At 74.8% G+C, this 20,060-nt stretch carries 21 protein-coding genes and 1 pseudogene; 7 read left to right on the top strand and 15 right to left on the bottom strand.

What is annotated here, in order from left to right; genetic code table 11:
• Positions 1 to 93 precede the first annotated feature (93 nt).
• The 5 genes and pseudogenes from nuoE to OSB71_RS12810 all read right to left on the bottom strand — a co-directional run.
• Positions 94 to 906 (bottom strand): annotated as a pseudogene (nuoE, locus tag OSB71_RS12790) (NADH-quinone oxidoreductase subunit NuoE); the annotation flags it as partial.
• Positions 907 to 923: 17 nt separating this feature from the next.
• The gene (locus tag OSB71_RS12795; protein ID WP_265947685.1) at positions 924 to 2,270 is read right to left on the bottom strand and encodes an NADH-quinone oxidoreductase subunit D; all 1,347 of its coding nucleotides are present in this window, start codon (positions 2,268 to 2,270) and stop codon (positions 924 to 926) included.
• On the bottom strand, positions 2,270 to 3,001 hold the full coding sequence (locus tag OSB71_RS12800; RefSeq protein ID WP_265947687.1) for an NADH-quinone oxidoreductase subunit C: 732 nt from the start codon (positions 2,999 to 3,001) through the stop codon (positions 2,270 to 2,272). The genes OSB71_RS12795 and OSB71_RS12800 overlap by 1 nt, the downstream gene beginning before the upstream one ends.
• The gene (locus OSB71_RS12805; protein ID WP_265947689.1) at positions 2,998 to 3,552 is read right to left on the bottom strand and encodes a NuoB/complex I 20 kDa subunit family protein; all 555 of its coding nucleotides are present in this window, start codon (positions 3,550 to 3,552) and stop codon (positions 2,998 to 3,000) included. Before OSB71_RS12805 ends, OSB71_RS12800 begins: the two co-directional genes overlap by 4 nt.
• Before the next feature lie 59 nt (positions 3,553 to 3,611).
• Positions 3,612 to 3,971 carry an NADH-quinone oxidoreductase subunit A gene (locus tag OSB71_RS12810; protein WP_265947691.1) on the bottom strand — a complete coding sequence of 120 codons (360 nt, stop codon included), beginning with the start codon at positions 3,969 to 3,971 and terminating at the stop codon, positions 3,612 to 3,614.
• Positions 3,972 to 4,907: 936 nt separating this feature from the next.
• On the opposite strand from OSB71_RS12810, the gene OSB71_RS12815 reads away from it, so the two are divergent.
• From OSB71_RS12815 to OSB71_RS12830, 4 genes are all read left to right on the top strand, one after another.
• Positions 4,908 to 5,381, top strand: a complete 474-nt coding sequence (locus tag OSB71_RS12815; RefSeq protein ID WP_265947693.1) for a VOC family protein — start codon at positions 4,908 to 4,910, stop codon at positions 5,379 to 5,381.
• Positions 5,382 to 5,700: 319 nt separating this feature from the next.
• Complete coding sequence (locus tag OSB71_RS12820; protein WP_265947695.1) at positions 5,701 to 6,063, top strand: hypothetical protein; 363 nt, start codon at positions 5,701 to 5,703, stop codon at positions 6,061 to 6,063.
• A gap of 119 nt (positions 6,064 to 6,182) precedes the next feature.
• Positions 6,183 to 6,620, top strand: coding sequence for a peptidoglycan-binding domain-containing protein (locus tag OSB71_RS12825; protein WP_265947697.1), 438 nt, complete (start codon positions 6,183 to 6,185; stop codon positions 6,618 to 6,620).
• Positions 6,621 to 6,640: 20 nt separating this feature from the next.
• Positions 6,641 to 7,102: a hypothetical protein gene (locus OSB71_RS12830; RefSeq protein WP_265947700.1), complete on the top strand. Its 462-nt coding sequence runs from the start codon at positions 6,641 to 6,643 to the stop codon at positions 7,100 to 7,102.
• An 86-nt stretch (positions 7,103 to 7,188) separates the two neighbouring features.
• On the opposite strand, the gene OSB71_RS12835 is transcribed toward OSB71_RS12830, so the two are convergent.
• Together OSB71_RS12835 and OSB71_RS12840 are read right to left on the bottom strand one after the other, a co-directional pair.
• Positions 7,189 to 7,881: a class I SAM-dependent methyltransferase gene (locus tag OSB71_RS12835; protein ID WP_265947702.1), complete on the bottom strand. Its 693-nt coding sequence runs from the start codon at positions 7,879 to 7,881 to the stop codon at positions 7,189 to 7,191.
• Positions 7,882 to 7,888: 7 nt separating this feature from the next.
• Positions 7,889 to 8,890, bottom strand: a complete 1,002-nt coding sequence (locus OSB71_RS12840) for a DUF2690 domain-containing protein (protein WP_265947704.1) — start codon at positions 8,888 to 8,890, stop codon at positions 7,889 to 7,891.
• 132 nt (positions 8,891 to 9,022) lie between these two features.
• Here OSB71_RS12840 and OSB71_RS12845 point away from each other — a divergent pair, with 132 nt between their 5' ends.
• Positions 9,023 to 9,607, top strand: coding sequence for a peptidoglycan-binding domain-containing protein (locus tag OSB71_RS12845; protein ID WP_265947706.1), 585 nt, complete (start codon positions 9,023 to 9,025; stop codon positions 9,605 to 9,607).
• A gap of 13 nt (positions 9,608 to 9,620) precedes the next feature.
• Here OSB71_RS12845 and OSB71_RS12850 read toward each other — a convergent pair whose 3' ends face one another.
• Positions 9,621 to 10,706: a helix-turn-helix domain-containing protein gene (locus tag OSB71_RS12850; RefSeq protein WP_265947709.1), complete on the bottom strand. Its 1,086-nt coding sequence runs from the start codon at positions 10,704 to 10,706 to the stop codon at positions 9,621 to 9,623.
• A gap of 414 nt (positions 10,707 to 11,120) precedes the next feature.
• On the opposite strand from OSB71_RS12850, the gene OSB71_RS12855 reads away from it, so the two are divergent.
• Positions 11,121 to 11,981, top strand: a complete 861-nt coding sequence (locus OSB71_RS12855) for a C40 family peptidase (protein WP_265947711.1) — start codon at positions 11,121 to 11,123, stop codon at positions 11,979 to 11,981.
• Positions 11,982 to 12,091: 110 nt separating this feature from the next.
• Here OSB71_RS12855 and OSB71_RS12860 read toward each other — a convergent pair whose 3' ends face one another.
• The 5 genes from OSB71_RS12860 to OSB71_RS12880 all read right to left on the bottom strand — a co-directional run bounded on the left by OSB71_RS12860 (position 12,092) and on the right by OSB71_RS12880 (position 17,135).
• Positions 12,092 to 13,387 (bottom strand): geranylgeranyl reductase family protein, encoded by a 1,296-nt coding sequence (locus OSB71_RS12860; protein WP_265947713.1) that lies wholly within the window; start codon positions 13,385 to 13,387, stop codon positions 12,092 to 12,094.
• 36 nt (positions 13,388 to 13,423) lie between these two features.
• Positions 13,424 to 14,131 (bottom strand): demethylmenaquinone methyltransferase, encoded by a 708-nt coding sequence (locus OSB71_RS12865; RefSeq protein WP_265947715.1) that lies wholly within the window; start codon positions 14,129 to 14,131, stop codon positions 13,424 to 13,426.
• Between the two features lie 116 nt (positions 14,132 to 14,247).
• Positions 14,248 to 14,757: an imidazolonepropionase-like domain-containing protein gene (locus OSB71_RS12870; RefSeq protein ID WP_265947717.1), complete on the bottom strand. Its 510-nt coding sequence runs from the start codon at positions 14,755 to 14,757 to the stop codon at positions 14,248 to 14,250.
• A gap of 13 nt (positions 14,758 to 14,770) precedes the next feature.
• Entirely contained in the window at positions 14,771 to 15,967 is a 1,197-nt protein-coding gene (gene mqnC, locus OSB71_RS12875) for a cyclic dehypoxanthinyl futalosine synthase (RefSeq protein WP_265947719.1), read from the bottom strand.
• A 304-nt stretch (positions 15,968 to 16,271) separates the two neighbouring features.
• Positions 16,272 to 17,135, bottom strand: coding sequence for a menaquinone biosynthetic enzyme MqnA/MqnD family protein (locus tag OSB71_RS12880; protein WP_265947721.1), 864 nt, complete (start codon positions 17,133 to 17,135; stop codon positions 16,272 to 16,274).
• Between the two features lie 237 nt (positions 17,136 to 17,372).
• On the opposite strand from OSB71_RS12880, the gene OSB71_RS12885 reads away from it, so the two are divergent.
• A complete protein-coding gene (locus tag OSB71_RS12885; protein WP_265947723.1) occupies positions 17,373 to 17,576 on the top strand; it encodes a cold-shock protein in 204 nt (67 codons plus the stop codon).
• Between the two features lie 148 nt (positions 17,577 to 17,724).
• Here OSB71_RS12885 and OSB71_RS12890 read toward each other — a convergent pair whose 3' ends face one another.
• Both OSB71_RS12890 and OSB71_RS12895 read right to left on the bottom strand, forming a co-directional pair.
• The gene (locus OSB71_RS12890) at positions 17,725 to 18,225 is read right to left on the bottom strand and encodes a YflT domain-containing protein (protein WP_265947725.1); all 501 of its coding nucleotides are present in this window, start codon (positions 18,223 to 18,225) and stop codon (positions 17,725 to 17,727) included.
• 143 nt (positions 18,226 to 18,368) lie between these two features.
• Positions 18,369 to 19,316 (bottom strand): sialidase family protein, encoded by a 948-nt coding sequence (locus OSB71_RS12895; protein ID WP_265947726.1) that lies wholly within the window; start codon positions 19,314 to 19,316, stop codon positions 18,369 to 18,371.
• Between the last annotated feature and the right edge of the window lie 744 nt (positions 19,317 to 20,060).

Genomic DNA, 20,060 nt, shown 5'->3' on the forward strand with positions numbered 1-20,060 from the left:
CTTCGCGCCGCCCTGGTCGTCCCGCTTGTCGCCGCGCCGGTCGCCGCGCTTGTCGTCGCGCTTGTCGTCGCGCTTGTCGTCGGCGTCGCCCGGGCCGCGGCCGGGTACCGGGCCGGTGGGGTGGGCCGGGTCGGAGGCCGCCGTGCTCTCGGGGGCGTCGTGGGAGCTGGGGTGGCCCTCCGGGGTGCCCGACGTGCTGCGCGGCGGCGGGGTCTCCGCGCGCGGCCCGACGACGCGGCCCGCCGGGGCCTCGCCCCGGGCCAGCCGCAGCCCGACCAGCGAGGCCGGGCCCGCGCCGCCGCTCGCCTCGGTGGCGCCGGGGCGCTCGTCGGGGAACCCGGCGAGGATGCGGGCGGTCTCCTTGAACGTGCACAGCGGCGCGCCGCGGGTGGGGCGCACCTCGCGCCCGGCCACCAGGTCGTCCACCAGCCGCTTGGCGGACTCGACCGTCTGGTTGTCGAAGAACTCCCAGTTGACCATCACCACGGGCGCGTAGTCGCAGGCCGCGTTGCACTCGATGTGCTCCAGCGTGACGGCGCCGTCCTCGGTGGTCTCGCCGTTGCCCACCCCCAGGTGGTCCTGGAGCGCGCTGAAGATGGCGTCGCCGCCGAGCACCGCGCACAGGGTGTTGGTGCACACCCCCACCTGGTAGTCGCCGCTCGGCTTGCGGCGGTACATGGAGTAGAAGGTGGCCACCGCGGTGACCTCGGCGGTGGTCAGGTCCAGCATGTCGGCGCAGAACCGCATGCCCGTGGCCGTCACGTGCCCTTCCTCGGACTGCACCAGGTGCAGCAGCGGCAGCAGCGCGCTGCGGCTGTCCGGGTAGCGGGCGATGACCTGGCGGGCGTCGGCGGCGAGCCGTTCGCGCACGTCGGCCGGGTAGTCGGGGGCGGGGAGCTGCGGCATGCCCAGGGGGACGTTCGTCACCGGTCGACACCTCCCATCACGGGGTCGATGGATGCGACGGCGACGATGACGTCGGCCACCTGGCCGCCCTCGCACATCGCCGCCATGGATTCGAGGTTGGTGAAGGAGGGGTCGCGGAAGTGCACCCGGAACGGGCGGGTGCCGCCGTCGCTGACGACGTGCACGCCCAGCTCGCCCTTGGGCGACTCGACGGCCGCGTACACCTGCCCGGGCGGCACCCGGAAGCCCTCGGTGACCAGCTTGAAGTGGTGGATCAGGGCCTCCATGGAGGTGCCCATGATGGTGCGGATGTGGTCCAGGGAGTTACCCAGACCGTCCGGGCCGACCGCGAGCTGCGCGGGCCAGGCGATCTTCTTGTCCCCGACCATCACGGGGCCGGGCTCGGCGAGCCGGTCGATGCACTGCTCGACGATCCGCAGCGACTGGCGCATCTCCTCCAGGCGGATCAGGAACCGGCCGTAGGAGTCGCACGTCTCGGTGGTGGGCACGTCGAACTCGTAGGTCTCGTAGCCGCAGTAGGGCTGGGCCTTGCGCAGATCGTGCGGCAGCCCGGCCGAGCGCAGGATCGGGCCGGTGGCGCCCAGGGCCATGCACCCGGACAGGTCGAGGTAGCCCACGTCCTGGAGACGGGCCTTGAAGACGGGGTTGCCGGAGCAGAGCTTGTCGTACTCCGGCAGGTTCTTGCGCATCTTCTTCACGAACTCGCGCAGCGCGTCGATCGCCCCGGCCGGGAGGTCCTGCGCGAGCCCGCCGGGGCGCACGAACGCGTGGTTCATGCGCAGGCCGGTGATGAGCTCGAAGACGTCCAGGACGAGTTCGCGGTCGCGGAAGCCGTAGATCATCACCGTCGTGGCGCCCAGCTCCATGCCGCCGGTGGCGATGGCCACCAGGTGCGAGGAGAGCCGGTTGAGCTCCATGAGGAGCACGCGGACGACGGTGGCGCGGTCGGGGATGTCGTCCTCGATGCCGAGCAGCCGCTCCACGCCCAGGCAGTACGCCGTCTCGTTGAAGAACGGCGTCAGGTAGTCCATGCGCGTCACGAACGTGGTGCCCTGCGTCCACGTGCGGTACTCGAGGTTCTTCTCGATGCCGGTGTGCAGGTAGCCGATGCCGCAGCGGGCCTCGGTGACCGTCTCGCCGTCGATCTCCAGGATCAGCCGCAGCACGCCGTGCGTGGACGGGTGCTGGGGCCCCATGTTGACGATGATCTTCTCGTCGTCACTGGCCGCGGCGGCCGCGGCCACCTCGTCCCAGTCGCCGCCGCTGACGGTGTAGACGGTGCCCTCGGTGGTCTCCCGAGGCGTGGCCTCGGCCTGGGGTGCGTGCGGGGTGTTGGTGCTCATCAGCTGTACGACCTCCGCTGGTCGGGAGCCGGGATCTGGGCGCCCTTGTACTCGACGGGGATGCCGCCGAGTGGGTAGTCCTTGCGCTGCGGGAAGCCCTGCCAGTCGTCGGGCATCATGATCCGGGTGAGCGCGGGGTGGCCGTCGAAGACGATGCCGAAGAAGTCGTACGCCTCGCGCTCGTGCCAGTCGTTGGTCGGGTAGACCTCGACGACGGAGGGGATGCGCGGATCGGCGTCCGGCGCGCTGACCTCCAGGCGGATCACCCGGTTGTGGGTGAGCGAGCGCAGGTGGTAGACGGCGTGCAGCTCGCGCCCGGTGTCGCCCGGGTAGTGCACGCCGGAGACGCCGGTGCACAGCTCGAAGCGCAGCGCCGGGTCGTCGCGCAGCGTGCGGCAGACCCGCAGCAGGTGCTCCCGCTCGATGTGGAAGGTCACCTCGCCGCGGTCCACGACCGTCTTGGCGATGGCCTCCTCGGGCACCAGCCCCTGCTCCTCCAGGGCGCCCTCCAGCTCGTCGGCGACCTCGTCGAAGTAGGAGCCGTAGGGCCGGGTGGCCGCGCCGGGCAGCCGCACCGTGCGCACCAGGCCGCCGTACCCGGAGGTGTCGCCGCCGGCGCTCGGGCCGAACATGCCGCGCCGGACGCCGATCACGTCCCCGGCGTCCGTCCGGGCGGGGGGCACCGAGCCGGCCGGCCCCTCCGCGCCGTTCTTCCGCTGTTCCTCGCTCACCGCAGCAGCCCCTTCATCTCGATCGTCGGGAGCGCCTTGAGTGCCGCTTCCTCCGCCTCGCGGGCCGCCTGCTCGCGGTTGACGCCGAGCTTCTCCTCGCTGATCTTCTGGTGCAGCTTGAGGATGGCGTCCAGGAGCATCTCCGGGCGCGGCGGGCAGCCCGGCAGGTAGATGTCGACCGGAACGACGTGGTCGACGCCCTGCACGATCGCGTAGTTGTTGAACATCCCGCCCGACGAGGCGCACACGCCCATGGAGATGACCCACTTGGGGTTGGGCATCTGGTCGTAGACCTGCCGGAGCACCGGGGCCATCTTCTGGCTCACCCGCCCGGCGACGATCATCAGGTCGGCCTGGCGCGGCGAGCCGCGGAAGACCTCCATGCCGAAGCGGGCCAGGTCGTAGCGGCCGGCGCCGGTGGTCATCATCTCGATCGCGCAGCAGGCGAGACCGAACGTGGCCGGGAAGACCGACGACTTGCGCACCCACCCGGCGGCCTTCTCCACCGTCGTGAGCAGGAAGCCGCTGGGCAGCTTCTCCTCGATTCCCATCTCGTTTCGCCCCTATCCGAGTTCCGCAGGTACGGCTCCGCGTGCCGCGGGCGCGCCGGTCAGTCCCACTCCAGGCCCCCTCGGCGCCAGTCGTAGGCGTAGGCGACGCCGATGAGGCCCACGAAGACCAGCATCTGGACGAGGCCGAACATCCCGAGCGCGTCGAAGTGGACGGCCCAGGGGTAGAGGAAGACGATCTCGACGTCGAAGACGATGAAGAGCATCGCGGTGATGTAGTACTTCACCGGAAAGCGTCCGCCGCTGGCCGGCACCGGAGTCGGCTCGATGCCGCACTCGTAGGCCTCCAGCTTGGCGCGGTTGTAGCGCTTGGGCCCGATGACCGAGGCCATCACCACGGAGAACACCGCGAAGGCCGCCCCGAGGGCTCCGAGCACGAGGATGGGCACGTACGCGTTCACCGCACCTCGCTCCTTCCAGTCGCCGATGACTAGCTGGGGTCCGCTGCGAGCCCGCGCCCCGCCCCACCCGGCCCCCGAGTGGTTGCGAAGATCGTGCTTATGTGAGGCAGTTCACAAGCCCGAGTCGAAGGCATCCTATGCCGTGGCCTCTGTGACATGCGACACGGGGTACCGGACGGGTTTTGTGATCTTTGACACCTGACGATCGATCACCCGGCAGGCGCTCCGCTGATCTTCATACGCGAAGCCCGCGAACAGTCACCGAGAGTGACCTCCCACCGCTCGACCGCAGGCCGGAAGGGGTGCGGCTAGCAAAAGATGGCCAGGCCATGCAAATTCGCAAGGGACACGCGAAGGTGCTAGACGCGGCACTGCCGCACGCCGCCACCCCTCGCCCCCGCACGCCCCGCCCCCACCCCGCGGGAGGCACGGGCCCCCTTGTGCACCCCCGCACAAGCCCGTCCGCCCCGCGTACCGCCGCCCCGCCCGCCGCGGCGACCGCTGCCGCCGCACCGCCGCCCGGCCGCGGCCCGCCCCGCGCCGCCGCTCCAGCGCGTCCGCCCCGCGTCGCCACCCCGCCCGCGACCCGGCCCACGCGCGCACCGCCGCACCAGCGCACCGTCCGCACGCAGGCCCCGTCCGCCGCTTCCCCGGCGCCCGGCTCACCCCGCCGTGCGGCCGGGCCCCTCGGCCCCGTCCCGTGGACCGTCCGCACCGGCTCGCCCCGGCGCGCGCGGACCGTCCGCACCGGCTCGGCGCCGCGGCCGCCCCGCTCCCCCGCCCGCCCTCGCGTGCCGCCGGACCCGCCCGGCCGTGGCGCCGCGTCGCGTCGGCGCCGGGCACCCGTCCCGGTGGGCCGATGAGTTCGGGGGGCCGCCGGGGTCCGTACCGATGCGGGCCCCGTGCGGGGGCGCCGCGGTCCGAGAGGAGAGAGCGATGCCCAAGATCACGCCCAACCTGTGGTTCGACGACCAGGGCCTGGAGGCCGCCGAGTTCTACGTCTCGGTGTTCCCGAACTCCCGGGTCGGGAACGTCACCCACTACGGCGAGGCCGGCCCCCGGGAGGCCGGGATGGTCATGACCGTCGACTTCGTCCTCGACGGCCAGGACTACACCGCGATCAACGGCGGCCCCGAGATCACCTTCAACGAGGCGATGTCGCTGTTGGTCGAGTGCGCGGACCAGGCGGAGGTCGACCGCTACTGGGCCGCACTGTCCGAGGGCGGCCAGGAGGGGCCGTGCGGCTGGCTGAAGGACCGGTACGGCCTGTCCTGGCAGGTCGTGCCCCGGCGCCTGGACGAGCTGATCAACGACCCGGACACCGCGCGGCGCGAGCGCGCGATGGAGGCCATGCTCCGCATGGGCAAGATCGACGTCGCGGCCCTCGAAGCCGCCGCCGACGGCGCGTAGCCCGGGCCGCACCCCGCCACCCCGCGCACCGTCGACGCCCCCGGCGCCCCCGGGAGGCGCGTTCCCGGCCCGGTGGGCGCGCCGTCGCCCACCGGGCGGGCCGGGTCGCGCGGCACGCGGCCCGGCCGCCCCGCGCCCCAAGGCGCGGTGGGCGTCCCGGGCGCCCCGGGCGTCCCGGGCGCCGGTGGGACGGCGCAGGTCAGCGCGGGTGGCGTCCCGGTGCGTCCCACCCGCGGCGCAAGCGCTCCCCGGTGGGCGCGGGCACCTGCCAGGCTCCTGCCGTCCGCAGACGACGGCTTCGGTGAGAGGAGCAGCAGGTATGAAGACGAAAATCATGCGTACGTTGGCGAGCGCGGCGGGGGCCGTGGTGATGGCGGCGGGGCTCACGGGAGCGGCCACGGCCCCCGCCCAGGCGGCGTCGGAGCCCTGCCCCTACCCGTACGTGTGCTTCTACAAGGGCGGCAGCGTCAGCGGCCAGTACCAGGACGTGACGTCGTACTTCCAGACCGTCTCCACCAGCTCGGACGCGACGAGCGTCTACAACTCGCGCAACGACGACGTCGCCTACGTCCGCCTGAACACCGGCAGCGTGGTGTGCGTCAAGCCGAAGACGCGGCTGGCGCTGAACCCGTACAGCACCCGCGTCACGGGCATCAAGATCTCCTGGTCCTCGACGTGCTGAACGCGGCCGACCGGGCCCGGGCGGGCAGCGAGGGGCGGGCCGGTGTCCGCCCCCGCCCCCCGCGCGGGCCGCGCCGCACGGAACCGACTGTCTCCGGTGACCGGAAGGACCAGGAAGCGATGACCCACGGGACGACCCGGCGACGGCCGCTCGCGCGGACCCTCGCCGTCACCCTGACCGCGGCGGCGGCCCTGCTCGCCGCGCCCGTCGCGGGCGGCGCGTCGGCATCGGCGTCGGCGGCCGCGCTGCCGTCGTGCACCATGACCGACCCGAGGCTCCCCTTCATCCCCGCCGTCGGCTGGGACGACCACCAGTGCGTCCTGGGCACGGGCAACCAGGGCGCGGCCGTGCGCGCGCTCCAGCGGGCGCTGCGGGCGTGCAACGGCCAGAACATCGGCGTCGACGGCATATACGGGCCCAACACCCGGCAGGCCGTCTACAACGTGCAGGCCCGCGCGGGCATCGCCCGCGACGGCGTCTACGGCCCGCAGACCGCCTGGAACATGCGCTGGCAGGTCGGCGACCGCTGCATGACCTACCTCTCGGCCACGCGATGACGAGGAACGGAGGATTCCCCATGTTCGGCAAGCGCCGCCCGTCCGGCACATCCGGCACATCCGGCACGTCCCGCGCGTCGGGTACGTCCGGCACGTCCCGCGTGCTGCGGGGCGGCGTCCTGGCCGCCGCCCTGGCCCTCGCGGCGGGCACCGCCCCGGCGTCGGCCGCACCGGCGGCGCCGGCCGCGCCGGCGGCGTCCACGGCGTCGGTGGGCGCCCAGGCCGACAGCATCGGCGACTGCCCCTACCCCTACGTGTGCCTCTACGACGTCTCCTCCGGCCGCAAGGTGAGCCAGTTCCGCGACGTGACCAGCGGCTACCAGCCGGTCGCCAGCAACCGGTACGACGTGGTCAACACGCGCTACGACGACGTCGCGTACTTCCGGCACTTCGACACCTACGTGTGCATCGCGCCCCGCGCCCGCACCTCGCTGCCCAGCGTGAACGGCATCCGGATCAGTTGGGAGGCGACGTGCCGCTGAGCGCGCCGCACCACCGGTGACCCGGGGGCGCGGGGCCGTCCGCACCGGGCGGCCCCGCGCCCCGCGCGTCCCCGGGCAGCGGCGCGTCAGGCGGGGCGGGCCAGGGCCCAGACGTGGTCGTCGGTCAGGTAGCGCTCCAGCCTGAGGTCCGCCCCGGCGAGCGCGGACTCGAACGCCTCGCGCGTCAGCGGGTGCGTGCGGAAGGTGTGCGTCCACCGCGCGTCCGGGAAGACGTACTCGGCGTGCACGCTGTGCGCGCCGGCGCCACCGGCGGGTTCGCAGGACACGATGCGCACCGTGCCCCCGCCCGCGACGGGGCGCTCCCGCGGCAGGTCGCTGTGCCAGTCGTACCCCTCGCGCTGGACGAGGACCCGCCCGTCGTCGGCGACGTGGCGGCGGCAGGCGGCCAGCAGCGCCGCGCGCCCGGCGGCGTCCGCCGTGTGGACGAGGAAGGAGGCGAGCAGCACCGCGTCGAAGCGCTCGTCAAGCTCCAGGTCCTCGATGGCGCCGCAGACCGTGCGGGCGCCGCGCACGCGCGCCAGCATCTGCGGTGACTCGTCCACCGCCGTCACCCGGAACCCGCGCTCCAGCAGCGGGTGCGTCACGCGGCCCGCGCCGCTGCCCAGTTCGAGCAGCGTGGCCCCGGCCGGGACGGCGCCGGCGACGATCTCCGGCTCGTCGCCCGCCGGCATCCTGGCGTACAGCTCGACCGCGCAGCCGTCCGGGGTGATGGCGCCCGGCCCGGACCCGCGGTGCCCTTCGCGCTGGTGTGGAGTCATCGCCCCATCATGACGGCACGGGCGGTGCCTCGGGGAGAGGTGCGCCGCCGCCGGGTTCCGTGCACCCCTCCCCCCCGTCGGCGGCCAGCCAGCAGGCGCGCACCTCACCCGGCGTGGGGGCGCCCACCATGACGGTGTAGGCGGCGAGGTTGGCGTCGTCGGGCACCGTCTCGACGTGGCGGCGGCCGTCCTCGGTGACGACCTCCACCCGGTCGCCGGGCTGCGCCCATCTGATCCGCGCCCAGGCCGCCCGGCAGGCGCTGGAGTAGCGCACCTCGACGTAGGAGGAGCCCACGCGGCTGGTCGCCGCCGTCCAGGCGTCCCCGCCGCAGCCCTGCGCCACCGAGTCCAGCCCCTCGCAGGTGCCCCCGTGGCACTGGACGACCTGGCCCTGGACGGGGTCGCCGGCGGCCGGGTGCCCCCCGGACCCGCCGGGGGCGGCGGGCTCGTCCCGCCCGGCGAACACGCCGAGCACGACGGCGCCGGTCAGCGCGACGGCGGCCAGCCCGGCCAGCACACCGGTACGCGTGGCGCGGCGGGGCGGGGGCGCCTGCGGCCGCGCGGCGGGGGCGGGCGACGCCGCTGGGGCGGCGGGTGCCGGTGTGGCCGGTTCCGGCGTGTCCGCGTCCGGCGCGGCCCCGTCCGGGGCGAGCGCCGACGGCGGGTTCACGTCCGGTGCGGCCGGTGCCGGTGCGGCCGCCGGGCCGGCCGGTGGGTCGGCCGGTGCGGTGGTGCGGCCGCGTCCGCTGACCGCGTGGTCCGCCAACTCCCACAGCACCGCGACGCGTTCCACGTCACCGCCCGCCCGCCGGGCGAGCGCGCGCACGGCCGCCTCGGGGGGTAGCTGGCAGCCGTTGAGGCACCGGTCCCACGAGGACTTGCTGTAGGCGGTGACCTCGGCCAGCCCGGCGAGGCTGAGTCCGGTGGCGTCCTTCTGCGCGCGCAACTCCTGGAAGAACCGCTCGACATCGGGCTCCAGCCCGTCGGGAAGTGGCTTCCACTCGGTCATCCGCAAGACCCCTGTCGATCTCGTCGTGCTGGGCTTTTCCCCCAACCCTCACACGCCGGTGGGCAACGGCCCTACCACGGGCCGGAACCCGGGACGTGCGCCGGGCGTTGGGGGCACGGTAAAAACTTCCCCATGCCACTCCCCCGATATGTCGCCGTGACCACCGTGACCCTGACCGTGGCGATGCTGGGCGCGGCCGGCTGCGCGGAGCCGTCCTCCTCCCGCCCGGCCGCCTCCGAGGCCGTGGACACCAAAACCGTGGACACCGACGCCCCCGCCGCCCCGCTCGACCGCCCCTACGTCACCGGGGAGGGCGCGCCGGCCGACGACTGGGACGACGAGGGGCTCCTCGGCGAGAACCTGCCGATCCGCAGCGACCTGGCCGCGCTGTGGCAGACGGTGCTCTGGGCCGACGGCTACCTCGAACGCGACGCCATCGACTGCCGGTACGCCGGGGCCACCGTGCAGGCGACCCGCACCTGGCAGAGCAACCGCGGGCTGGGCGCCGACGGCATCGTGGGGCCCCTGACGTTCGGCCGCGCCCGGGAGCAACTCGTCGAGCGGGACGGGGAGATCCACTACACCGGCACCGAGCACACCGTGCCGTTCCGGCGCGCCGAGGACGGCCGGTACCTGGTGGCGGACGCCGGCTCCCACCGGCCGCTGCGCCGGGACCGGGCGACGCTCGACGTCTGCGCGGACGCCGCCGACCGCTGACGCGGGCCGGGCGTCACCGCGCCCCGCTGCCGGACCACACCTGGTGCCCGGCGTCCAGGCACGCCTGGACGTCCGGCAGCACCGCGCAGAACTGCACGTTGCTGCCCAGGGTGGCGGGCGCGGGCAGCATGCGGGTGCGCGCGGCACCGGCCGGCTCCCAGCGCTGCCCCGCCCCGCGCACGCTCAGGCTGAGCCCGCGCACGTCGTCCGACGGCACCACCTCGCCCCACACCGTGCCGCAGGCGGGGCTGTGGAACAGCTCCACGCGGTGCCCGTCGCGCACGTAGCGGCCCAGGCTGCGCCGGTCGCGCGCGCACCCCGCGCGCTCGGCGTCCAGCCCCGCGCAGCCCCGCCCCCGGCACCCGGCCGCGCTGTCGGCGCCCGCCCCGGGGGCCGGGGCGGGCACGGGCCAGGGCCACTCCGGCCGGACCGCCCCGCCCGCGGTGGAAGCGGGCACTCCGGCCAGCAGCGCCACCGCGAGCACCCCGAGCAGGGCGCGCGGCACGCGGGTCCGGAGCCCCTCCGCCCGCGTGCCGGACGGCGCGTGCGGGTACGCGGCATCCGAAGCGGGCCGGTGCGCGCCGGGGGGCGCGGGGGCCTGCGGCACGGGCGGCACGCGCGAGGCCGGAGCGGCGGCCCGAGTCGGCGCCGCGCGGGCGGGTTCGGGTTGGCGGGGGCCGGGGACGGGCTCGCGGGAGACGGGGGCGGGAGCGCTTCCGGGCTCCGGGGCGGGGGCGGCTCCCGGAACGGAGCCCGGAGCCGGAGCGGGGACGGGGGCCGCGGAGGCGGCGGTGGAGGGGGTCGCGGAAGCGGCGGGGGAAGCGGTGCGCCGGGCGGCGTCGGCGGTCTCCCACAGCACGCCCAGCCGCACCAGGCCGCGCGCGTCCACCCCGGCGAGTTCGCCGAGCGCGTCGACCGCGTCGCGGGGCGGGAAGGCCGCCCCGCCGAGGTAGCGGTGCCAGGAGGAGGCGCTGTAGGGGGTCCGCCCCGCCAGCGCGGAGTAGCTGAGGCCGGTGCGGTCCTTCAGCAACCGCAACCGCTGGACCAGTCGCCGCGTCTCCGGCGACAGCGTTGCCGGCAGCGGGCGCCAGCGTGCCATCGTCTCCCGCCACCTTCCCCGGGGGCCGTACGGTTCTCCGGCAGTCTGCCACGGCCGCCCGGTGGCGCCGCGTCAGCAGGCGGCCGGAGCGGGCCGCGTGGACGCTCCACCCGGCTGTCCGGTTGATGCGGGTGTGCACCCCGGGGACGGCCGGGGCGCGTGTGACGTGCACCACCCCGCCCTCTTGGCAACAACTGTCACATTGGCGTTACCGGGTCGAGACATGCTAGGCGCGGCGACCCGCGTCGCAAACCGGACAACTGCGTGGTCGTGGGCTCGTAGTCGGACATTGATCATGGGCACCGGTGCACCCTGACGAGGGATCAAACACCGCGAATCGGGCGCACCTCGTGGACTTGTGGTGGAGAACACGAGGGTTGAGCGGAACGTTCGGGCTCTGGTTCTCTGGCCCCCATGTCCAACGCTCACATACGCAGCCACCGGAAACCCCGGCGTTCCTCGCGGAACACGCTCATCCGCTCGGGTGTTGCCGGTGGCGTCCTCACGACTCTCGCGGTGACCGGCGCGGCCTCTCCGTCCTCCGCCGACGACCAGGCCTCCCCGGGCGACACCGTGGAACTGCCGACGCTGGACGGACTCATCAGCTCCGGTACCGCGCGCGCCGCCCAGGCCACGCAGACCATCGCCATCCGCTACGACGTGGCGGCCGCGCAGGACCAGGCGGCCGAAGCGGCCCAGGAGGCCGCCGCCCAGGCGAAGAAGAAGGCCAGGGAGCGGGCCGAGCGGGAGGCCGCGGAGGAGGCCGAGCGGAAGGCCGAGGAGGCCGCCGCCCGTGCCCGCGCCGAGGAGCGGGCCGAGCAGGAGCGCGCCGAGCAGCGGCGCACCGCCTCGCGCAGCGCCGAGCGCCCGGAGGTGGCCACCGCCTCCGAGGCCGCGACCCCGGCACCCGCGCCCGCCGGGGGCAGCGCGTCGGCCATCGTCGACTTCGTGCGCGCGCAGGTGGGCAAGGCCTACGTCATGGGCTCCACCGGCCCCAGCGCCTACGACTGCTCCGGCCTGACCAGCGCCGCGTACAAGCAGGTCGGCGTCAGCCTCCCCCGCACCTCGCAGGCCCAGTCGACGACGGGCACCGACGTGCCGCTGAGCCAGGTGCAGCCGGGCGACATCCTCTACTGGGGCGGCAAGGGCAGCGCCTACCACGTGGCGATCTACGTGGGCGGCGGCAAGTTCGTGGGCGCGCAGAACAGCGGCACGGGCGTCGTCGAGCGGGACATGAGCTGGGACCCGCCGTCCGGCGCGGTGCGCGTGCTCTGACGCGCTTCCCCGGGCCGGTCCCGGACAGGCGTGCGGAAGGGGCCGCCACCCCGTGCGGGGTGGCGGCCCCTTCCGCACGCCGCCGCGGCTTCCGCGCGCCGGCGCCGGGCTCACGCGCGCGGCGTGACCCGGGTGAGGGCGTTGATCAGCCGGTCGCCCGCGTCGCCGCCGGCGGGGTCGGTGAGGTTGGCCAGGAGCTTGAGCGTGAAGCGCATGAGCACCGGGTGGGTGAGGCCGCGCTGCGTGGCGAGCTTCATCACCTTCGGGTTGCCGATGAGCTTCACGAACGCCCGGCCGAGCGTGTAGTAGCCGCCGTAGGTGTCGGCGAGCACCTTCGGGTAGCCCTGGAGCGCCCGCTCGCGCTGCCCGGCGCTCGCGCGCGCGTGCGCCTGCACGATGACGTCGGCGGCCAGCGCGCCGGACTCCATGGCGTAGGCGATGCCCTCGCCGTTGAACGGGTTCACCAGGCCGCCCGCGTCCCCGACGAGGAGCAGCCCGCGCGTGTAGTGCGGCTTGCGGTTGAACGCCATGGGCAGCGCGGCGCCGCGGATCGGACCCGTCATGTTCTCCGGCGTGTAGCCCCACTCCTCGGGCATGGACGCGCACCACGCCTTCAGCACCTCGCGCCAGTCCAGCTCCCGGAAGGCGCTGGAGCTGTTGAGGATGCCGAGCCCGACGTTGGACGTGCCGTCGCCCATCCCGAAGACCCACCCGTAGCCGGGCAGCAGCCGGTCCTGCTCGCCGCGCCGGTCCCACAGCTCCAGCCACGACTCCAGGTAGTCGTCCTCGTGCCGGGGCGAGGTGAAGTAGGTGCGCACCGCGACGCCCATCGGCCGGTCCTCGCGCCGGTGCAGGCCCATCTTCAGCGACAGCCGCGTGGAGTTGCCGTCCGCGGCGACGACGACCGGCGCGCGGAAGACGGCGGGCCGGCGCTCCTCGCCCAGCTTCGCCTCGACGCCGACGACGCGCCCGGCGGCGTCGAGCACCGGGTCCTGCACGGCGCAGCGCTCGTACAGCCGCGCACCGGCCTTCTCGGCCTGCCGCGCGAGCTGCTCGTCGAAGTCGTCGCGCTTGCGCACCAGTCCGTAGTCGGGGTAGCTGGCCAGGTCCGGCCAGTCGAGCTGGAGGCGGTGGCCGCCGCCGATGATGCGCAGGCCCTTGTTGCGCAGCCAGCCGGCCTCCGGCGAGACGTCGATCCCCATGCCGACGAGCTGCTTGACGGCGCGCGGGGTCAGCCCGTCACCGCAGACCTTCTCGCGCGGGAACGCCGTCTTCTCCAGCAGCAGCACGTCCAGGCCGGAGCGGGCGAGGTGATAGGCCGCGGTGGACCCGGCCGGACCGGCTCCGACGACGATCACGTCGGCCTGGTGCTCGGAGGGGGCAGGCTTCGACTGCGGTTCCGCCACGAGGACTCCCGGAGGTTAGGCGCTGGTCCCCGAAGTCTATGCGGGGGCCTTATCGGGCCGGACGCCGCGGTGCAGGGCGACGATGCCGCCGGTCAGGTCGCGCCACGCCACCCGCTCCCACCCCGCGCGCAGCAGGCGCCGGGCCAGCGCCGGCTGGTCCGGCCAGGCCCGGATCGACTCCGCGAGGTAGACGTAGGCCTCCGGGTTGGAGGAGACCGCGCGGGCCACCGACGGCAGCGCGCGCATCAGGTACTCGGTGTAGACGGTGCGCACGGGCGCGACGACGGGGTGGCTGAACTCGCAGATGACCACGCGCCCGCCCGGCCGCGTCACGCGCAGCAGTTCGCGCAGCGCGGCCTGGGTGTCCTGGATGTTGCGCAGCCCGAAGGAGATGGTGACGGCGTCGAAGGCCGCGTCGCGGAACGGCAGCGCGGTGCCGTCCCCGGCCGTGAACGGCATCCACGGCTGCCGCCGCTTGCCCTCGCGCAGCATGCCGAGGCTGAAGTCGCAGGGCACGGTGTAGGCGCCGGCGTCCGCGAACGGCACCGAGGAGGTGCCGGTGCCCGCGGCCAGGTCCAGCACCCGCTCGCCCGGCCGGGCGGCGACGGCCCGCGCCACGGCGCGGCGCCACAGCCGGGCCTGACCGAGCGAGAGCACGTCGTTGGTCAGGTCGTACTTGGCCGCCACCTTGTCGAACATCGCGGCGACTTCACGGGGCTGCTTGTCCAGGCTTGCGCGCGTCACGGGGCTCATTGTCTCCCCCGCCCGGCCGCTCCCCGAAACCGGGTGGCCGCCCGCGCGCTGCGGCTCCCCCGCCGGCTCCCGGCGCGCTCGGCGCACGCGGCGCACGCGGCGCCGTCTCAGCCGCGCCGGTAGACCAGCCGCCCGGAGACCGCCGTGGCCAGGCACGCCCCGTCGGGCGCGGACACGGTGAAGTGGGCGGGCCCGCCGACCGCGAGGACGGGCGTGCGGGGGGCGTCGTACACCGGCAGCCCCGAGCGCCGCACCGCGACCCGCACGGCCGGTCGGGAGAAGGGCCCCACCAGCGCCGTCACCCCCTGGCCCAGCAGGCGCTGGAGGCCCCGGCGGGCGCTGTGGCCCCAGCGGGTGTCGTCCAGCACCGGCAGCGCGGCGCCGGTGAGCGGTGCGGTGCCCAGCTCGCCGGACTCGCGCGGGTCGGGGTGGTACGTCTCCTCCAGGTACCGCGCGGCGTCGGCGTGGCAGCGGCCCGCGTGGACGACGCCCGCCCACCGGCGCTCCCGGGCCCCCGGGTGGGCGCGGGCCAGCTCGTCGGCCGGGCCGAGCGCGGCGATACGCGCACCGGCCACCACCACCGCGTCCCCCGACGCCGGGACGTGCAGCGTCAGCACGGCCGGGCCCGGCTCAGCCCGCGTCGACGAGCTTCAGCCCGGGGTGCGCGGAGCCGCCGTCGAGCGCGGTGGACGACAGGTGGGAGACGACGCGCCCCTCCTCCGGGTCGTCGGCCGGGTCCTCGTTGACCACCAGGTGCTCGTAGGTCGTCGAGCGTTGGGCCGGCACGCGCCCGGCCGCGCGGATCAGGTGCAGCAGCTCGGTGAGGTTGGAGCGGTGCCGGGCCCCCGCCGAGGAGACGACGTTCTCCTCCAGCATCACCGAGCCCAGGTCGTCCGCCCCGTAGTGCAGCGTGAGCTGCCCGGCGTCCTTGCCGACGGTCAGCCAGGAGCCCTGGATGTGGGCGACGTTGTCCAGGAACAGCCGGGCGACCGCGATGAGGCGCAGGTACTCGAACACCGTGGCCTGCGTGCGGCCCTTCAGCGTGTTGTTCTCCGGCTGGTAGGTGTACGGGATGAACGCGCGGAAGCCGCCGGTGCGGTCCTGCACGTCGCGGATCATGCGCAGGTGCTCGATGCGCTCGGCGTTCGTCTCGCCGGTGCCCATGAGCATCGTGGACGTCGACTCCACGCCGAGGCCGTGCGCCAGCTCCATGATCTCCAGCCAGCGCTCGCCGGACTCCTTGAGCGGCGCGATGGCCGTGCGCGCCCGGCGCGGCAGCAGCTCGGCGCCCGCGCCCGCGAAGGAGTCGAGCCCGGCGGCGTGGATGCGGCGGATGGCCTCCTCCGCGCTGACGCCGGAGATGCGCGCCATGTGCTCGACCTCGGAGGCGCCCAGCGAGTGGATCACCAGCTCCGGGTACGCCTTCTTGATCGCGGAGAAGTGCCGCTCGTAGTACTCCACGCCGTAGTCGGGGTGGTGGCCGCCCTGGAACATGATCTGGGTACCGCCCAGCTCGACGGTCTCGGCACACCGGCGCAGGATGTCGTCCAGGTCGCGCGTCCACACCCTGTCGCTCTTCGGGGCGGCGTAGAAGGCGCAGAACTTGCACGCCGTGACGCAGGCGTTGGTGTAGTTGATGTTGCGCTCGATGATGTACGTCGCGATGTGCTCGGTACCGGCGTAGCGGCGGCGGCGCGCGGCGTCGGCGGCCTGCCCGAGCGCGTGCAGCGGGGCCCGGCGGTAGAGCTCCAGGGCCTCCTCGGCGGTGATGCGCCCGCCCTGGGCGGCGCGGTCGAGGACGGACGTGAGGTCGGCGTTCTCGGTCACCGGGGCGGCCCCTTCCGACGGGTGGTACGACGCGCTCCAGCCTACGCGAGCGGCCGGTACCCCCGAGGAGCCGGTCCCGCGCGCCCCCGGCGGCGGGGCGGGCGCACGGGACCCGGCACCCGGTGCCCGGACCGGCACACCGGACCCGGCGCGTGCGGGCACCGGTCGGGGCGGCGCGGCGCACCCGGCGCGCGGACCGGCCGGAGCGGCCCCACACCGTCCGGGCACGGGCCCCGTGCACCAGCCGGGAGGGGCCGCCCGTGCCGCCCCGCCGTCCCGGCTCGCACGGCCCGCGCCCCGCCCGTCAGCGCGGCGGCAGCAGCTCCACCCGGACGTCGGCGGGGTACCCGGTGTCGGGCCCGGTGCGGCGGGCGAACTCGGCGACGCCGGCGAGCTGCGCGGGACCGAGGCGGAAGTCGAGCGTGGTGAAGTAGCGGGCCAGCAGCTCCGCGTCGAACGCCTCCCAGCGCGCCGCCTGCTCGGCCACCTTGTCGACCTCCTCCAGCGACAGGTCGCGGGAGGCCAGGAACGAGCGGTGCACCTCGTGCACGGTCTCCGGCTCGCGGGCCAGGTAGTCGCGGCGCGCCGCCCACACCGCGAAGACGAACGGCAGGCCCGTCCACTCCTTCCACATCAGGCCCAGGTCGTGCACGCGCAGTCCCAGCCGGGGCGCGTCGTGCAGGGAGGCGCGCAGCGCCGCGTCGCCGATGAGCACGGCGGCCCGCGCCTCCCGCATCATCAGCCCGAGGTCGGGCGGGCAGGTGTAGTAGTCGGGCCGGACGCCGTACCGCTCGGCGAGCAGGAGCTGCGCCAGGCGCACCGAGGTGCGGGACGTCGAGCCGAGCGCGACGCGCTCCCCGTCCAGCTCGCCCAGCTCACCCTCGGACACCACGACGCACGACATGACGGGCCCGTCGCACCCCACCGCGATATCGGGCAGCGCCACGAGCCGCTCGCTGTGCCGGAGGAATTCGACGAGTGTGACGGGGCCGATATCCAGGTCGCCGTTCACGAGCTGTTCGCTGAGTCTTTCCGGGGTGTCCTTGGTGAGCTCCAGATCGAGGAGGCCGCCCGTCCTGGCCAGCCCCCAGTAGAGCGGCAGGCAGTTCAGGAACTGGATGTGGCCCACGCGCGGGCGAGATCGGGGAAAGCTCGGGGACGCACTCACACCGGCGAGCGTACGCCTGCCCCCGGCGGCCCCACTCACCAGGGACGACGCGCCCGCGCCGCGAGCACTACCGAACCCGTGCGCCCCGTGCTACGCTCGCAGTGAGTTGCAGTTAGGTTTCCTTGCAGTACAAAGCCTGCGGAGCATGTGACCGCAGGCTTTCGTCGTATTCAGGCTTCCAAGATTTTCCTTGCAGGTACTGGAGCAGGGCGACCCTTATAGGCCCAAGGAGGGCTTATGGCTACCGGAACCGTCAAGTGGTTCAACGCCGAGAAGGGCTTCGGCTTCATCGCCCAGGACGGCGGCGGTCCCGATGTCTTCGTCCACTACACCGCCATCAACGCGAACGGCTTCCGTTCGCTTGAGGAGAACCAGACGGTGACCTTCGACGTCACGCAGGGCCCCAAGGGCCCGCAGGCGGAGAACGTCACCACGTCCTGACTCCAGCACCACCAAGGAGCCCCCACCGTTCGGCGGGGGCTCCTGCCCATTTTCCGCCGCGCTCGCGCGGGCGCCCGGCCCGGTGCGGCCCGCGCTCCGCGCCGACAGCCCCGCGCCACGGGCGTCCCGGCGCCCCGGCGCCCGGGCGTCAGTCCGCTGCGGCGCCGCCGCCGGCGCGGGCCAGGGCGGTGCGGGCCTCCTGCGCGTGGCCGCCCCGGGCGACGACGTCGTAGCGGGCGGCGACCAGGTTGCGCTCGGAGGAGAAGTCCCGGCGGCCCCCGGTCGCGGCGTGCGAGACGTAGCCGAAGACCGCGCCCCACACCGCACCGATGAGGATGCCGCCCAGGATCAGCCCCAGCCAGGCCGGACCGGTGGTGAACAGCCCCACCAGCAGCCCGATGAACAGGCCGAACCACGCGCCGCTGGCCGCACCGGCCGCCGCCGCGCTGCCCTTGGTGAAGCGCCCGGTGACGTGCTCGACCAAGCGCAGGTCGGAGCCGATGATGTCCAGGTGCTCCACGGGGAACTTGTCGTCGGAGAGCTGGTCGACGGCGGCCTGCGCCTGGGGATAGGTCTCGAAGCTCGCGACGGTGTTCCACGCCATGCTGATCTCGCTCGGCGCGCTCGCCGGACGGTCGGTCTCGGACATGCGGACGCTCTCCTCCTGGCCGGGTCTTCGTTCCCTCCCGAGTGCCCGGCTGGCGGAGACTGACGCGTCGATCCGGCCCCCGACATGCGCGGCGCCGCCCGTACCCCACCGCCCCGCCACCTGCCCCCGCCTCACCCCCGGGCTCAGGGCGCGAGCGCCGCCGTCGGGACGCGGGTGAAGGTGAGCGTCTCGTACGGGGAGGACGCGCCGGTCTCGTACAGGACGCCGAGGGTGCCGGGGGCCAGGAGCACGAGGTCGGAGTAGGCGGACGGGGCCGAGGTGAGGCGCGGCCCGGTGCGCCAGGTGCGACCCAGGTTGTCGCTGACGCGCAGCGTGAGGTCGCGCCGGGCGGTCGGATCGGCGGGCCCGGAGTAGACGAGCCGGCCGGCCGCCCACAGCGTGCTGCCCTGCACGACGGGCCCGACCAGGCCCGGCTCGGGGCGGTAGGGGCCGAGCCGGGTCGCGCCGCCGGGGGCGAGGTAGGCGTCCGCGCGGGTGGCGGGCGCGGTACCGCCGTCGTCGCGGACGTTGGTGTAGATCCGGCCGTCGGGCAGCTCGGTGAGGGTGTTCTCGCTGAGCCGCAGCTCCTCGCCCGCCGGCTGGGCGACGTAGCCCAGGTGCCACGTCTCCCCCGCGTCGTCGCTGTAGAGCGCGTGCGCGCCGGAGCGGTACGCCGAGGAGCCCGGCGGCAGGTAGCTGTGGTTGCCCGGCACGAGCAGGCGCCCGGCGTGCGGACCGTGGCGCAGGGCGACGGCGTGCCCCGGCCCGGTGCCGTACCAGTTCCAGTGCTCCGGCTTGACCTGCGCGGTGATCTCGCGCGGCGCGGTGAAGGTGCGCCCCGCGTCGTCGCTGTGCTGCACGTACACCCGGCGGTGGGCCATGACGCCGTGCCGGTTGCGGCTCGTCAGCAGCACCAGGCGCCCGTCGGCCGGGTGCACCACGGGCGCGGGGTTGCCGACGGTGTCCGGGCCGGCGTCGGCCACCACGCGCAGCGGGCCCCACGTGCAGCCGCCGTCCAGCGAGCGGCGGGCGACGACGTCGATGTCACCGTCGTCGGCCAAACTCTCCCTGCGGCCCTCGGCGAAGGCCACCACCGCACTCCCCGCCCGCACCACCGCCGGCACCCGAAAGCCCCGGTACCCACCGGTCCGCGCCCGGAACGGCACCGACTCGGCACACCCCGCCGCCCCACCGCCCCCACCCGCAGCCGAGGCGGACGACGGGCCGACCGGCACCGTGGACACGGCCGCGAGGGCCGAACCGGACGCCGAACCAGACGCGGCCGGAGCGGGCAGACGGCCCGGGTGAGCCGCAGCCGACGCGGCGAGGCGCCCGGCCGGAGCGGGAGAAGAAGCGGAGTGCGCGGCCGGAGCGGGCGGCGGTGCGAACAGGGTCAGGACGGCGGCGACCGTGGCGGAGGCGAGGAGCACCGGCCCAGTCTCCCCACGCTCCCGACACCGCCCCGCGCCCCACGCCGACCCCTCACACGTCCGCCACGCAAGCCACCCGACCGCACGACCCCGGCCGCACCACCCGCCCCGCACCCGACGCCCCCACACCCCACCGACCGGCGCGGCCGGGCCCACGGACCACACGGGGCCAGGCGGGCCGTTGCCGACCACCTGCCCGCGTCCCGGGGGCGAGAGCCGGACACCGGACAGGCCGCGCGGCCCCGCACTCGGCCCACCCGGCGACGGCGCTGCCGGAGGCGCCGCCCCGCCCGAGACGGAACGACCACCGTAAGTGCTCTGCCCGCCGGGCGACTTTCTTGCGTATCCGCGCAACGGCCCGCACTGATTGAACGGTCAGACAGCCGGTCCCTACCGTTCCGGACA

Origin of the sequence: Streptomyces marinisediminis (assembly GCF_026262575.1) — a bacterium.
GTDB lineage: Bacteria > Actinomycetota > Actinomycetes > Streptomycetales > Streptomycetaceae > Streptomyces > Streptomyces marinisediminis.